Consider the following 13,364-nt stretch of genomic DNA (forward strand, 5'->3'; position numbering starts at 1 on the left):
GGAAACGCGAAGCCCGGCACGGAAATCCGTGTCGGGCTTCGCTCGCCTCGCGGGATGCTCAGTGGGTGAGCTGGGCGATGATGCCGTAGCGGTCGGGCAGCACGCCGTATTCGACGATGCGGCCGTCCTGAAAGCGGATGGTGCTGATGCTGACTCCGGTGAACCGGCGGCCCGCGCCGGTGTCGGGCACCCCGAAGATCTCGCCGCGCTGCACACCGTCGATTGTCCAGTACACGACCACCCGATCGTCCTCGGCGATCAGGTCGTCCACCGTGGCGGTGACGCCCTCGACATTGTCGCGCAGCCAGGTGATGTGCTCGACGAAACCGGCCCGGCCCTTGATGTTCCCGGCCGGCACCGCCGTATCGCGGCCGTCCTCGGCGATGATCTCGTCGAGCACCTCCAGTTTTCCCTGCGAGACCACCTCCTCGTAGAACCGGCGGGCCGCGGCCTTGTTGGCCTCGAGGACGGAGATCGTGGTCATGATCTGCTCCTTCGTGAGTAGTGCGGCACTATCGGAAATTGGGAGAGGGTTCACAAGCTTTGGCCGGGCAACGGCAGGATGCCGAGATTGGCGTCCAGGCCGCCGTCCACGACGAGAGTGGTGCCGGTGATGTAGCCGGCGGCGGGCGAGGCCAGGAACCAGATAGCCTCGGCCTGCTCGACGGGTTCGGCGAAGCGGCCCAGCGGAATCCGGCGCTCGATGGCGGCGAGCAGCCGAGGATCCTGGTGCACGTTGGCGGTGATGCCGGTGCGGGTCAGGCCGGGCGCCAGGGCGTTGACCCTAACTCCCTGCGCCGCATAGTCGATCGCGAACGCCCGCACCAGATTGATCAGCGCGCCCTTGGACGCGTTGTAGGCCCAGTTGCCGGGATCACCGCGCAGCCCGGCCACCGACGCCGTGAAGATCGCCGACCCGCCGGTGGCGCGCAGCGCCGGGATCGCCGCGCGCAGTCCGTGGATTGGGCCGCGCAGGTTCACCCCGAAGATGCGGTCGGCGGCATCGACCGCGCCGGGCGTCTCGAGCGGGGGAGTGCCGCCGGTGCCGGCGTTCAGGACCACCGTGTCGATGCGACCGAACAGATCCAGCGCGGTCTGCACCGCGGCCTGGTTGACCGGTTCGGCGGACACGTCTCCGGCCAGGGTCACCAGATCACCGGCCAGCCCGGCCAGACCGCGCTCGTCGATATCCACGGCCAGGACCCGGTGCCCGCGTTCGGCGAACAGTTCGGCGGTGGCGCGGCCGATGCCGGACGCCGCGCCGGTGACGATCGCGACCCGGCGGTCATCGGTCGAAGTCATGCGATTCCTTTCGAGAGTGAATGTTGCGACAGGGGATCGATGGGTTCGGGGCCGATCGCCGACGGCGGGCGTGGCACGGCCGCGAGCAGCTCCCGGGTGTACTCGTGCTGCGGATCGGCGAAAACCGCTGCCGTGTCCCCGATCTCGACAATGCGGCCGTGTCGGATGACGGCGACCCGCCGGCACAGCCTGCGCACCACCGCGAGATCGTGGGAGATGAACAGCAGCGCGGCCGCTCGCTCGCGCCGCACCCGGTCGAATAGCTCGAGGATCTGGGCCTGGATGGTGATGTCCAGCGCGGAGACCGGCTCGTCGGCCACGATCAGATCGGGTGCGGCCGCCAGCGCCCGCGCGACGGCCACCCGCTGCCGCTGCCCGCCGGAGAGCCGGGCCGGGCGGATGTCGCGTACGCCGTGGGAGAGTCCGACATCGTCGAGCAGTTCATCGACTCGCCTGGCCCGCTCGGCGCGCGATCCGCCGCGCGGCAAGGCCTCCGCGATGATCGACGCCACCGAATAGCGGGGGTCGAACGAACTCAGCGGATCCTGGTCGATGAGCTGCACCCGGTGCCGGTGCGGCCGGCGCTCCCGCTCGCGCAGCCTCGACCAGGGCGCGCCGTCGAAGAGCACCTCGCCGCTGTCGGGCGTCAGATGCGCGAGCGCCAGCCGGGCGAGAGTGCTCTTGCCGGAACCGGATTCGCCGACGATCCCCAGCGAATCCCCGGACCGGAGTGTGAACGAGACCGGCTCCAGGGCCACATTGCGACCACCGCCGGAGAGGCGATAATGCCTGCTGGCGTCCCGGAATTCCAGCAGCGGAACCGAATCCGGTGTCGTGACCGGTTCGGGCGGCACGGTCACGGGCGCGATCGGCACGGTCACCGAGCCGGGGTGCAGACAGCGCACCGTGCGCGCGCCGGGCAGCGCGATCGCATCCGGTAGGCGGGTGCGGCAGTCGTCGTCGGCGAGCGGACAGCGCGGCGCGAAGGGGCAGCCGGTGGCGGCGGGCGCGGCCCAGCGCGGTGCGGCCGAGGCCGCCACCGGGCCATCCAATCGTGGTGCGGCGGCGATCAATTCGGCGGTGTACGGATGCGCGGGTGCGCCAAATACCGCGGCGGCAGGCCCCTGCTCGACCACGACACCGGCGTACATGACCGCGACCGTATCCGCCGTCTCGGCGACCACCGCCAGATCATGGCTGATCAGCAGCACCGCCGTCCCCGCCGCACGCAGTTTCCGCAACAGATCCAGAATCTGCTGCTGCACAACGACATCGAGGGCGGTAGTGGGTTCGTCGGCGATCAGCAGTCGCGGACCGCCGGCGAGCGCGGACGCGATGAGGGCGCGCTGGCGCAGGCCGCCGGAGAGCTCGTGCGGATACTGCCGCCAACGCCGTTCCGGATCGGCGATACCGGCCCGGCGCAGCAGCCCGAACACCGCGTCATCGAGGTCGTCGGCGGTGGCGAGCCGGTGGATCTCGAGTGGCTCGGCCACCTCGTAGCCGATGCGGCGCAGGGGATCGAGCGAGGTCAGCGCATCCTGGAGGACGAGTCCTATACTGCGGCCACGGATCCGGCGCCATCGTCCGGCACCGGCGCGCAGCAGATCCTCGGACTCGAGGGTGAGCTCACGTGCCCGGACGCGGGCGCGCGCACCGGCCAGCCCGAGCAGGGCCCGTGCCGTCACGCTCTTGCCGGAGCCGGATTCGCCCACCAGCGCGACACAGCCGCCCCGATCCACGTCGAGGTCGACCGAGCGCACCGCGGCCACCGCACCGAAGTCCACCGACAGCTCGCGCACTCGCAACAACGGTTCGCTCATTCGATGACTCCCTCCGCGCGTTCGCGCAGAGCCCGACCGGCCACGCTGATCGACATCACAGTGAGGGTGACCGCGAGCCCGGGAAACAGCGCCAGTGTCCACGCCGCGCTCAGATAGTTGCGCGACTGCGAGAGCATCGCGCCCCACTCCGGAACCTCGGTATCGGGGCCGAGCCCCAGGAAGCTGAGCGAAGAACCGATGATGATCGCGGTCCCGATATTGATCACCACCAGAACGCTCAACGGCAGCAGCACATTCGGCACGATGTGGCGCATCGTCACCCGCCACCGCGCGGTGCCCAGATCCAGAGCCGCACGGACATAAGCGAATTGGCGCACCAGGTGGGTGCGGACCCGCACCAGCCGGGCGAAACCCGGAGTCAGCGCCACGGTGATGGCCAGCACCACATTGCCGGTGCCCGGCCCGAGCACCGCCACCACCAGCAGCGCCATCAGAATCGTCGGAAACGCCAGCAGCACATCGGCCGCTCGCATACCGATCTGGTCGGCGACCCGTCCGCCCAGGGCGGAGGCCAGGCCCCACAGGGTGCCCGCCACGGTCGCCAGCAGGGTCGAGCCGATGCCCACCAGCAGCGAGGCGCGCGCGCCGTGCACAACCCTCGCGTATTCGTCGCGGCCCAGCCAGTCGGTGCCGAACAGGTGTGCCCCGCCGGGGGGACGCAGGGCGGTGCCGGGGTCGATGAGTTCGGGCGAACCGGCCAGCAGATTCGGCGCGACGACCGCGATCGCCGCCAGCAGCAGGATCAGCGCGGCGGCCACCCGGCCGAACCGCAGGGCGGACAGTCTGTCTCGCAACGAGATTCGCGCGATCGCGAGCCTGAGTGGGGAGCCGGTCATCGTGCCACCTCCCGGATGCGGGGGTCCACGAGCCGGTAGAGCTGATCGAGCACGATCGAGATGACCGCGAACACCGCGGCGGTCAACATCACCGTGCCGGTCACGACCGGATAGTCACGGCCGCGGACCGCGGTCACCAGCAGCTGGCCCAGACCGCGCCGGGCGAAGACGGTTTCGACGACCACGACGCCGCCGAGCAGGTTGCCCAGCATCCACCCCGACAGCGTCAGCACCGGCGCGGCGGCGTGGCGCAGCGCGTGCCGGACCCGCACCCGCAGTTCGGTCGCGCCCCGGGCGCGCACGCTCAGCGCGAACGGCTGCTCCAGCGCCGCTTCGAGCCCGTCGCGGGTGACCTGCGACAGCACCCCGGCCACGGCCACGGCGAGGGTCAGCCAGGGCAGGGTCAGCCCGCGCAGTCCGGTCTCGCCGACCACCGGGAACAGCTGCCAATGGAACGAGAACAGCGCCAGCAGTACGAAACCCACCCAGTAGGTGGGCATGGACAGCGCCGTGAACTCGGCCGCCCGCGCCAGCGCCCGCGTCCGCGGCCGCTGCGCGGTGCAGACCGCTACCGCGACCGAGAGCGCCAGACCGAGCACGAGCCCGCCGACGGCGAGTTCGATGGTGGGGCCCAACTGCTCGGCGATGAGTGCGCGCACCGGGCGGTGCTGCTGATACGAGGTGCCCAGATCCCCGTGCGCCAACCGGCCCAGGAACCGGGCGTACTGCACGTGGACGGGGGAATCGAGTCCGTACTCGGCCCGGATCTGCGCCAGCACCTGCGGCGAGCTGGTCGCGGCGACACCACCGGCGATGGCGCGGGCCGGATCGCCCGGAATCGCCTGCAGCCCGGCGAAAGTCAGGGTGGCGGCGGCCCAGATCACCAGCACCGCCAACGCGATCCGGCCGATCAGCCACCGCAGCGGCTCGGGCAACCGGCTCACGCCGCCAGCCACGCGTCGTAGAAGCGGGGATAGGTTTGCGCGTCGAAGCTCAACTCGTGCACCGACTTCGCGTATCCGGTCAGGCTCACCGGGGTGTAGATGGGGATGATGTACGCCTGCTTCAGAACCTCGTGCTGCACCGAGGAGTAGTCGCCCGCGGCCTGCTTCGGGTCGCTGGTGGCAGCCGCCCCGGTCACCCAGGAGTCGAGCTGCGGTGAATTCACCAGCGCCACATTGCCGCCGGCCTTGGCGTAGGTGTTGGCGGAGAAGAACGCGAAGCGCAGTACATCGGGCGTGGGCCGCGCGAAGCTCACGTCCACCAGGTCGTAGCCGCCGCCGATCAGGTACTTGTCGACATAGGTGCCGGTGTCGACGGTGGGTCGCTGAATATCGATCCCCACCGCGTGCGCCTGTGCCCGGATGCCGTCGGCGACCACGTCACGCTGTTCGCGCGTGCCATCGGGCCAGTACGGCCACACCAGTGACAGGCGTGCGCCGTCCTTGACCCGGATGCCGTCGGAATCGGTGCGATTCCAGCCCGCTTGGTCGAGCAGCCGTTTGGCGTTGTCCGGGCCGTAGCCCGTGAGGTCATTGCGGGCCGAGGCGTCGTACCCTGCGGTGACCTTGCTGATCGGATTGTCGGCGACCGGGAAATGGCCGAAATAGATGCTGTTCACCAGTTTCGCGACATCCACCGAAGCGCTCAGCGCGCGGCGGACCAGCGGATCGGTCAGCGGCCCGCGCGACTGGTTGAGGTAGACGTTGTAGTTCAGGCCCGGGGTCTCGTCCGAATGCAGGGTGAAGTCCTTGCGCTTGGACAGGTCGTCCGCCGAGACGGGCGGGACACCGCCGATGGCCTGGACCTGTCCGCTGGTGAGCGCGCCGTAGCGGGTGGCGTCCTCGTTGATGAACTGGAACACCAGCCTGCCCAGATGCGCGGGCCCGGTGTGCGTCGCGCCGGGGGCGGGCCAGCGGTAGCCGTCGAATCGGGTCAGCGTTTCGGCCTTGCCCTGCTCCCAGCTGTCGAAAGCGAAGGGGCCGGTGCCCACCGGCCGGTAGGTCGCCTCGGTGAGGGCCTTGGGGCTCTGAATGCCCAGGCTCGGCGTCGAGAGCGCTTGCAGGAACGGTGTGAACGGTTGTTTGAGAACGACTTCCACGGTGTGCGGGTCGATGATCCGCGTCTCCTGATAAGCGCTGATCAACGAGGCCGCGTACGCCGACTTGGTCTTCGGGTCCACCACGTGGTCGAGGCTGGCGCGCACCGCGTCGGCGGTGAACGGGGTGCCGTCGTGGAAGGTGACCCCGTCGCGCAGGGCGAACCGGTAGGTCTTGCCGTCGTCGGACACGGTCCAGGAGGTCGCCAGCCACGGCCCGAAGGTATCCGGACCGGTCTGCGCCACCAGGGAATCGAAGATATTGCGGTTGACCAGGCTGGTCACCGCGGTCGCCGCGACCGCCGGGTCCAGCGAGACCTGGGTGCCCGCCACCCCGTACACCAGCGTGCCGTTCTCGGCGACCGCGCCGCCGCCCGAGTCCTTGCCGGGGACCCCGGCGAACACTCCCGCCGCCACGGCCACTCCGGCCAGTACCCCGACAGTGATCCACCCGGTGCGCCGCCGGCGCGAACGGATCCGGGGCCGCGCCGCCGGACGATCGGTCTCTTCGTGAGTAGACATTTCACCCGTTCTTCGAAAGTGAGAGTTGGGCCGGAATCGACACCCCGCCGACCGATGAAAACTCAACACGCCGAATGTGTTCGGGTCAATCCTTTTGCGATCGCCTGAATTCAATTCGATCGATCGAATTCGACCATCGAAAAGGATCGGAATTTCTGATCGGACGGGCCCGGTGCGGGGCTTGCGGGCAGCAGCGCCAGTACGGTGTCGAGGCCAGCCAGTTCCAGGCCGCCGCCGCGCCGGGCGGCCAGTCTGAGCAGGCGTTGCACGGCCATGTCGAGCGGCGCGCGGATGCCGTGTTCTCTTGCCACCACGGCGATTTCACCGTTGAGGTAGTCGATCTCGTTGGAGGCCGCACCCCGGGCGAAGCTCTGCCAGGTCGACTGGCGGGCGTCCACGGGCCGGTAGTCGCCGACCGGCCCGGCCTCGGCGGTCAGGGCTGTCAAGGGATGAAACGGAATTCCGGCCGCGGTGAGCACGGCGCGTGCCTCTGCGATCAAAGCCGAACCGGCTCTGGCCTTGTCGGCTCGGTCCCCGGCGAGGACCTCGAGCGCGTTGGTGACGCTGTAGACGAGTTTGGTGGCTTTGTAAGCGGAAATATCGGCGACCTGCTCGGCCCGGAAGTTCGCGTCTCGCAGGTCTTCGGTGAGAGTCTTCGCCACGGCCTCCCCGAGGCCCGCGGCATCGGTGGCCGTCGCGGCGAACACCGCGCCGGTCTCCGCCACCGTGCCCGCACGGATTTCACCCCAATCGATTCGACTACCTGTGCGCGACGCCATGCTATGAGTCGGGTGCGGGGGAAAGAAGAGTTCGAATCAGGGGAACGAATTAGTTCTCGGATAACGATCGATAGCCGGAAACAGGGGTCGAATTCGGGTCCCGGAGATCGGAAAGGTTGTCAGAACACCTTGCCGGGATTGAACAATCCGCCCGGATCTACTGCCTGCCGGATCGTTCGCTGCAACCGCAGCGCGTCGGGTCCCAGCTCACGGGCCAGCCAGTCCCGCTTCAACAGTCCGACCCCGTGCTCGCCGGTGATCGTGCCACCCAATTCCAGTGCGGTCGCGAAGATCTCGGCGGCCGCGCCCTGTGCGCGCGCACCGGCGTCGTCATCGTCGGGGGGAATGACGATGATGGGGTGCAGGTTGCCGTCACCGGCGTGACCGAAGGTGAAGATCGTGCTGTCGTGGTCCCGGGCGATCGCGGAGATGCGGCGCACGGCCCGCGCGATCCGTGAACGCGGCACCGCGATGTCCTCGATCAGCACGCGGCCGTGCCGCTCCAACGCGGGCAAGGCGGCACGGCGCACCGCCAGCAGCGCCTCCGCGGCAGCCGGATCCTCCTCGACCGACACCCGCGAGGTGAACCGCGCGAAGCAGGCCCGCACCGCGGCGGCCTCGGCGTCCGCACCGAAACCGTCGGTCTGGGCCACCACGAACGCGCCGGCGTCGCGGCCCCGCACGCGCAATAGATCCTGAGCCTCTCGCAAGGAGCCGGCGTCGAGCAGCTCGAGCATGGCAGGCCGGACCCGGGCTGCCAGCACCGCGGCCGAAGCCGCAGCGGCGGTCTCCACTTCGTCGAAGTAGGCCGCGATCGTCACCGTCCGCACCGGGATCGGTTGCAGGCGCACCGTCGCCGAGACGATGACGCCCAGGGTGCCCTCCGACCCGGTGAACAGGCTGGTCAGATCCAGTCCCGCAACACCTTTCGCGGTTCTGCGGCCGGTGTGCACGAGGGTGCCGTCGGCCAGGACCACGCTCAGCCCCAGCACCGCGTCGCTGGTCACCCCGTATTTCACACAGCGCAGCCCGCCGGCGTTGGTCGCGATATTGCCGCCGATGGTCGAGATCGCCGCGCTCGCCGGGTCCGGAGCGTACCGCAGCCCCACCTCGGACGCGGCGGCATCCAGCGTCGTGGCCGCGACTCCGGGTTCGACCACCGCCAGCTCGTCGTCCGCGGACAGTTCCACGATCCGGTTCAATCCGCTGACGTCGAGCACCAGCGCGCCCGCGCCCGCCGCGGCCCCGCCCGCGAGCCCGGTTCCGGCACCGCGGACCACCACCGAAAGGCGTTCCCGCGCCGCGAGTCTCACCGCGTGGCGAACGTCGTCGACATCCGCGGCCCTGATCAGCAGGGCGGGATCACCGGCGACCACGTGACCGGATCTGTCTTGCGTGGCCCCGGCCGGAATATCGGGGGTGTGCAGAATCGCGCCGGTGAACGATTGCGCCGCGTGGGAAGCCACGGTCATCCCGGATTCCTCCGATTCGATGGCATGCGCCCGTCCTGATCGCGGGCGAGCCTCCATGATCTCCGGCGGCCCGCCCGGATGGCGGCGTGCAACGATCGCGATTCCGGATGCGTACCGATCGCGAATCTAGGGATGCGGGTGGATCGGGTCCACCCAGTGCACGGCTTCGGGGGCCTCCACCGGCTTGATATCGAGATTGACGACGACCGCTTCGCTGTCGCTGCGGACCAGCACGCATTCCAGCGGCTCGTCGGTGCTGGCGTTGATCTCCTGATGCGGAACGTAGGGCGGCACGAAGATGAAGTCGCCGGGCTCGGCCTCGGCGACGAACTCGAGCCGTTCGCCCCACCGCATGCGGGCGCGCCCGCGTACCACGTAGATGACGCTCTCCAGCGCACCATGGTGGTGTGCGCCGGTTTTCGCGTCCGGATGGATGGTGACCGTGCCGGCCCAGATCCGCTGTGCGCCCACCCGAGCCGCGTCGATCGCGGCAGCCCGGTCCATGCCGGGGGTCTGAGCCGTATTCGGATCGAGCTGCCCGGCCTTCACGACACGGACTCCGTGCTCACGCCATTCGGAGGTCGCGGCATCCGAATCATCCTGCTGCCCAGGCGTTGTCATAGATTGTCCTCCCTATGGGCTGGGGGTTGTGATCGGCGATGGTACGCCCGCCCTCGCTATTCTGTGCACCGCGAAGAGCCGAGTCCCGCTGCGCTGCGAGAAGTTGGGATTGCCGTGATTTCAAGGATTCATCCGGCTGGCTCGGTGGGGTTGGCTCGGACCGGAGAGGAGTCCGTGATGACCGCGATGTGGAATTGTTGGGCATCGACGGTTTGTGTCGGGACTTATCGAGGATGCGTTCATGCAAGTAGATGGCAGAACTGCCTCTGATCAGGTGTCCCCAAAAACCCACCCGAGATTATGAAGGAGATCATCGGGCGCAGCTTGAAACTGTCCTGATCGAGGGCGGTTTCCCGGCTCGACTGGCGGCCGCTGTCCCGAGACACGGTCGTCAGCGGAAAGTCGCCGCCCGGCGGCGGACCGGCGATTCCGAGGTCCGGGGCTGGTGATCGATCACTGAGGGACCAAGGACCCTCATGACCGGCGACCACCGGATCTGCCGTGCGGCGGTCGCGGCTGTGAGGCTGGAGGCACCTGTTCCAGGAGGTTCCGATGTTCTTCGAGGATCGTGCCGAGGCGGGCCGACGGCTCGCCGAACAGTTGGCTGCGCTGCGCGGCACGGATTTCGTCGTGCTGGGGCTGCCCCGGGGCGGAGTCCCGGTCGCATTCGAGGTCGCTCGCTCGCTGGATGTACCGCTGGACGTCATCGTGGTGCGCAAACTCGGTGTTCCCCACCAGCCCGAACTCGCCTTCGGTGCCATTGGTGAGGACGGGGCCCGGGTGATCAACGCCACCGTGGTGGATCGGGCGGAGCTGACCCGCGAGGAGATGTCGCGGGTGGAGCAGCGGGAGCGCACGGAACTGGAGCGTCGCGTAGTCCGCTTCCGTGCCGGGCGCTCGCGCGTCCCGCTGACCGGCCGTACCGCTGTGATCGTGGACGATGGCGTCGCGACCGGCGCCACCGCCCGTGCCGCCTGCCAGGTCGCTCGCGCGCAGGGCGCCGCGCGGGTCGTGCTGGCCGTGCCGGTCGCGTCGCGCGACGCGCTGCACATATTGCAGCGGGAGGCCGACGAGGTGATCTGCCTCGAGCAGCCGATGTTCTTCTACGCGGTCGGGCAGTGGTATCACCACTTCGGACAGACCACCGATGAGGAGGTCGTCGAATTGCTGACCCGCGCCGCTGCCGGGGCGACGCCGCAACCGGTGTCGGCCGCGGATCCGCCGCTGCGTGACGACGAGGTCCGCGTGCGAGCCGGAGATGTCGAGCTGGCAGGGCATCTCACCATTCCCGAGCATCCGATCGGTGTGGTCTTGTTCGCGCACGGCAGCGGCAGCAGCCGCCACAGTCCCCGCAACCGCTATGTCGCCGAGGTCCTGCAACAGGCCGGATTGGGCACGCTGTTGTTCGATCTGCTCACCCGCGAGGAGGAGATCAACCGTGCCAACGTGTTCGACATCGGCCTGCTCGCCGGGCGACTGGTCGATGTGACCGAATGGCTGGCCCAGCAGCAGTACGCCGCGGATCTGCCGGTCGGGTACTTCGGGGCGAGCACGGGTGCCGCCGCGGCTCTGTGTGCGGCAGCCGATCCGCGCGTGCATGTGGGTGCCGTGGTTTCGCGCGGCGGGCGACCCGATCTGGCGGGCCGCGCGCTGTCCGCGGTGCGGGCGCCGACGCTGCTCATTGTGGGCGGGCACGACTACGCGGTGATGGAATTGAATCGCCAAGCGGCCAAGGCGATGTCATGTGAAATCGCGCTTGCCGAGGTGCCCGGCGCGACTCACCTGTTCGAGGAACCGGGCACCCTGCGCAAGGCGGCGGAACTCGCGCGGGACTGGTTCACTACCCGACTGCCCGCGACCGAGTCGGCGGGCCCGGCATGACCGAGCCGACAGCCGGATACCGATATATCCCCCATCCGGCCGATCTGTGTGTCGAAGCGTGGGCCCCGACACAGAAGCAGTGCCTGGTCCAAGTGGTGGATGCGCTGGTGGACAGTTTCATCGAGCGCCCACGACCGCGAGCATCGGAGGCGATCGAGTGGGTGCTGCCCGACGACCAGACGGAGAATCTGCTCGGCACACTCCTGGAGGAGGTCATCTATCAGTTGGAGGTTCACTCCCGCATCCCGGTCGCGACGGCGATCGAGCGGGAGGAAAACGGCTGGCGCGTGCGGTTCGAGATGGCCGATCTCGACCAGGCCACGCCGTGTGGTGCGGTGCCGAAAGCGGTCTCGTTGCACGGCATGCGGTTGCGGCCCGAGGGGAACCGTTGGCGATGTGTGGTGACGATCGATGTATGAAGTGCAATCCCTGGGCGAGTTGATCGAGGAGACCCCGTTCCGGTTTCGTATTCCGCGACATGGCCGGATGCGAGTGCCCGGTGTGGTGTTCGCGTCTCGCGCCCTGCTGCCGGAGGCCGCGGGCGATAAGGCGCTCGAGCAGGTCGTGAATGTGGCCACGCTGCCCGGAATCGTGCGCGCCTCCTACGCGATGCCGGATGTGCACTGGGGCTACGGGTTTCCCATCGGGGGAGTCGCCGCCACCGACGTGGAGGCCGGCGGGGTGGTATCGCCGGGCGGGGTGGGATTCGACATCTCCTGCGGGGTGCGGCTGCTCGCCGCCGACCTCGACGGCGTGGCGCTGGCCCCGCACCTGACCGCCGTGATGGACGATCTCGACGTCGCCATTCCACGCGGCTTCCGGCACGGCGGGATCTGGCCGGTCCCGCGCGGCGTATTGCATGAGATCCTGGCGGGCGGAGCGGTTTACGCGGTAGGCCGCGGCCACGGAGTAGCCCGGGATCTGGAGCGCTGCGAGGACGGCGGCGCGGTCGCCGGAGCCGGTCCCGGCCTGGTCTCCGATCGCGCGCTCGAACGCGGTCTGGGGCAGGTGGGCAGTCTCGGATCAGGCAATCACTTCCTGGAATTGCAGACCGTCGCCGAGGTCTACGACGAGCACGCCGCGGCGGTCTTCGGGCTGCGCCACGGTCAGGTGTGCGTGATGATCCATTGCGGCTCACGCGGTCTGGGCCATCAAGTGTGCGGCGATTATGTGCGCATGATGGAAGCTGCCATGACTCGCTATGGGATCGAGGTTCCCGACCGCCAGCTCGCCTGCGCGCCCGTGGAATCGCGGCCGGGCCGGGAGTATCTGGCGGCCATGGCGGCGGCCACGAACTACGCTCGCGCCAACCGGCAACTGCTGACCGAGGCCGTCCGGAGAATCTTCGACTCCCACACCGGATCCCGCCTGGACCTGGTGTACGACGTTTCGCACAACCTCGCTGCCCTCGAGACCCACGAGATCGACGGCCGCCCACGCCGACTGTGCGTGCACCGTAAGGGCGCCACCCGCGCCCTGCCGCCCGGGCACCCGGATCTGCCCGCCGATCTGGCACCGGTCGGTCAGCCCACACTGATCCCTGGCACGATGGGCACCGCCTCCTATGTGTTGACCGGAGTCGCTCCCGGACACGCTTTCCACTCCACCTGCCACGGCGCGGGCCGCGTGTGGAGCCGCCATGCCGCAGTTCGCCAAATCAGCGGCAGGGCCCTGCAATCCGAGCTGGAACAGCACCACATCGCGGTCCGTGGCGCGTCCTGGAAAGGTCTCGCCGAGGAGGCACCGGCAGCCTACAAGGACATCACCGCGGTCATCGCCGCCAGCGAAGGCGCGGGACTGTGCCGCAAGGTGGCCCGTCTCGTACCAATCGGCGTTGTCAAAGGGTGACGGGGGTGGACGACGCGGTCCGGGTCGATGTGCGCGTTCGCCGACGGCATCCCGCGCCAAGGTCTCCTGGCCCGTATCCGTCGTTTCCTGTCGCTGTCCGCCCCTGCGGATTTGTGGGGCATCGGCGGGGGACGTGATACCGTTCATGCAGGTAGAAGGCATGA

12 protein-coding genes are annotated in these 13,364 nt (G+C 69.0%); 3 read left to right on the forward strand and 9 right to left on the reverse strand.

The window, feature by feature from the left end; genetic code table 11:
- Positions 1 to 58: 58 nt before the first annotated feature.
- From GLP40_RS12385 to GLP40_RS12425, 9 genes are all read right to left on the reverse strand, one after another.
- Positions 59 to 484 carry an ester cyclase gene (locus GLP40_RS12385; protein WP_154788006.1) on the reverse strand — a complete coding sequence of 142 codons (426 nt, stop codon included), beginning with the start codon at positions 482 to 484 and terminating at the stop codon, positions 59 to 61.
- 50 nt (positions 485 to 534) lie between these two features.
- Positions 535 to 1,302: an SDR family NAD(P)-dependent oxidoreductase gene (locus GLP40_RS12390; protein WP_154788007.1), complete on the reverse strand. Its 768-nt coding sequence runs from the start codon at positions 1,300 to 1,302 to the stop codon at positions 535 to 537.
- Positions 1,299 to 3,122: a dipeptide ABC transporter ATP-binding protein gene (locus GLP40_RS12395; RefSeq protein ID WP_154788008.1), complete on the reverse strand. Its 1,824-nt coding sequence runs from the start codon at positions 3,120 to 3,122 to the stop codon at positions 1,299 to 1,301. The genes GLP40_RS12390 and GLP40_RS12395 overlap by 4 nt, the downstream gene beginning before the upstream one ends.
- The gene (locus GLP40_RS12400; protein ID WP_154788009.1) at positions 3,119 to 3,979 is read right to left on the reverse strand and encodes an ABC transporter permease; all 861 of its coding nucleotides are present in this window, start codon (positions 3,977 to 3,979) and stop codon (positions 3,119 to 3,121) included. Before GLP40_RS12400 ends, GLP40_RS12395 begins: the two co-directional genes overlap by 4 nt.
- Positions 3,976 to 4,923 carry an ABC transporter permease gene (locus GLP40_RS12405; protein WP_328290052.1) on the reverse strand — a complete coding sequence of 316 codons (948 nt, stop codon included), beginning with the start codon at positions 4,921 to 4,923 and terminating at the stop codon, positions 3,976 to 3,978. Before GLP40_RS12405 ends, GLP40_RS12400 begins: the two co-directional genes overlap by 4 nt.
- Positions 4,920 to 6,599 (reverse strand): ABC transporter substrate-binding protein, encoded by a 1,680-nt coding sequence (locus GLP40_RS12410; protein ID WP_154788010.1) that lies wholly within the window; start codon positions 6,597 to 6,599, stop codon positions 4,920 to 4,922. Before GLP40_RS12410 ends, GLP40_RS12405 begins: the two co-directional genes overlap by 4 nt.
- 110 nt (positions 6,600 to 6,709) lie before the next feature.
- Positions 6,710 to 7,378, reverse strand: coding sequence for a ketopantoate reductase family protein (locus GLP40_RS12415; protein WP_154788011.1), 669 nt, complete (start codon positions 7,376 to 7,378; stop codon positions 6,710 to 6,712).
- A gap of 119 nt (positions 7,379 to 7,497) precedes the next feature.
- Positions 7,498 to 8,850, reverse strand: a complete 1,353-nt coding sequence (locus GLP40_RS12420; protein ID WP_154788012.1) for an FAD-binding oxidoreductase — start codon at positions 8,848 to 8,850, stop codon at positions 7,498 to 7,500.
- A gap of 126 nt (positions 8,851 to 8,976) precedes the next feature.
- Complete coding sequence (locus tag GLP40_RS12425) at positions 8,977 to 9,471, reverse strand: cupin domain-containing protein (protein ID WP_154788013.1); 495 nt, start codon at positions 9,469 to 9,471, stop codon at positions 8,977 to 8,979.
- Positions 9,472 to 10,023: 552 nt separating this feature from the next.
- On the opposite strand from GLP40_RS12425, the gene GLP40_RS12430 reads away from it, so the two are divergent.
- From GLP40_RS12430 to GLP40_RS12440, 3 genes are read left to right on the forward strand one after another with little or no spacing between them, the layout of a single operon-like run.
- The gene (locus tag GLP40_RS12430) at positions 10,024 to 11,352 is read left to right on the forward strand and encodes a phosphoribosyltransferase family protein (protein WP_154788014.1); all 1,329 of its coding nucleotides are present in this window, start codon (positions 10,024 to 10,026) and stop codon (positions 11,350 to 11,352) included.
- Complete coding sequence (locus tag GLP40_RS12435; protein WP_154788015.1) at positions 11,349 to 11,771, forward strand: archease; 423 nt, start codon at positions 11,349 to 11,351, stop codon at positions 11,769 to 11,771. Before GLP40_RS12430 ends, GLP40_RS12435 begins: the two co-directional genes overlap by 4 nt.
- The gene (locus tag GLP40_RS12440; RefSeq protein WP_154788016.1) at positions 11,764 to 13,200 is read left to right on the forward strand and encodes an RtcB family protein; all 1,437 of its coding nucleotides are present in this window, start codon (positions 11,764 to 11,766) and stop codon (positions 13,198 to 13,200) included. The genes GLP40_RS12435 and GLP40_RS12440 overlap by 8 nt, the downstream gene beginning before the upstream one ends.
- Positions 13,201 to 13,364: the final 164 nt, after the last annotated feature.

The organism is Nocardia aurantiaca (assembly GCF_009708175.1).
GTDB classification, from domain to species: domain Bacteria; phylum Actinomycetota; class Actinomycetes; order Mycobacteriales; family Mycobacteriaceae; genus Nocardia; species Nocardia aurantiaca.

What these genes read in the sequence shown, in the direction of transcription:
- GLP40_RS12395 (WP_154788008.1), bottom strand. Translation starts at nt 3,122, where the DNA reads ATGAGCGAACCGTTGTTGCGAGTGCGCGAGCTGTCGGTGGACTTCGGT.
- GLP40_RS12415 (WP_154788011.1), bottom strand. Translation starts at nt 7,378, where the DNA reads ATGGCGTCGCGCACAGGTAGTCGAATCGATTGGGGTGAAATCCGTGCG.
- GLP40_RS12430 (WP_154788014.1), top strand. Translation starts at nt 10,024, where the DNA reads ATGTTCTTCGAGGATCGTGCCGAGGCGGGCCGACGGCTCGCCGAACAG.
- GLP40_RS12410 (WP_154788010.1), bottom strand. Translation starts at nt 6,599, where the DNA reads ATGTCTACTCACGAAGAGACCGATCGTCCGGCGGCGCGGCCCCGGATC.
- GLP40_RS12440 (WP_154788016.1), top strand. Translation starts at nt 11,764, where the DNA reads ATGTATGAAGTGCAATCCCTGGGCGAGTTGATCGAGGAGACCCCGTTC.
- GLP40_RS12425 (WP_154788013.1), bottom strand. Translation starts at nt 9,471, where the DNA reads ATGACAACGCCTGGGCAGCAGGATGATTCGGATGCCGCGACCTCCGAA.
- GLP40_RS12390 (WP_154788007.1), bottom strand. Translation starts at nt 1,302, where the DNA reads ATGACTTCGACCGATGACCGCCGGGTCGCGATCGTCACCGGCGCGGCG.
- GLP40_RS12400 (WP_154788009.1), bottom strand. Translation starts at nt 3,979, where the DNA reads ATGACCGGCTCCCCACTCAGGCTCGCGATCGCGCGAATCTCGTTGCGA.
- GLP40_RS12435 (WP_154788015.1), top strand. Translation starts at nt 11,349, where the DNA reads ATGACCGAGCCGACAGCCGGATACCGATATATCCCCCATCCGGCCGAT.
- GLP40_RS12385 (WP_154788006.1), bottom strand. Translation starts at nt 484, where the DNA reads ATGACCACGATCTCCGTCCTCGAGGCCAACAAGGCCGCGGCCCGCCGG.
- GLP40_RS12420 (WP_154788012.1), bottom strand. Translation starts at nt 8,850, where the DNA reads ATGACCGTGGCTTCCCACGCGGCGCAATCGTTCACCGGCGCGATTCTG.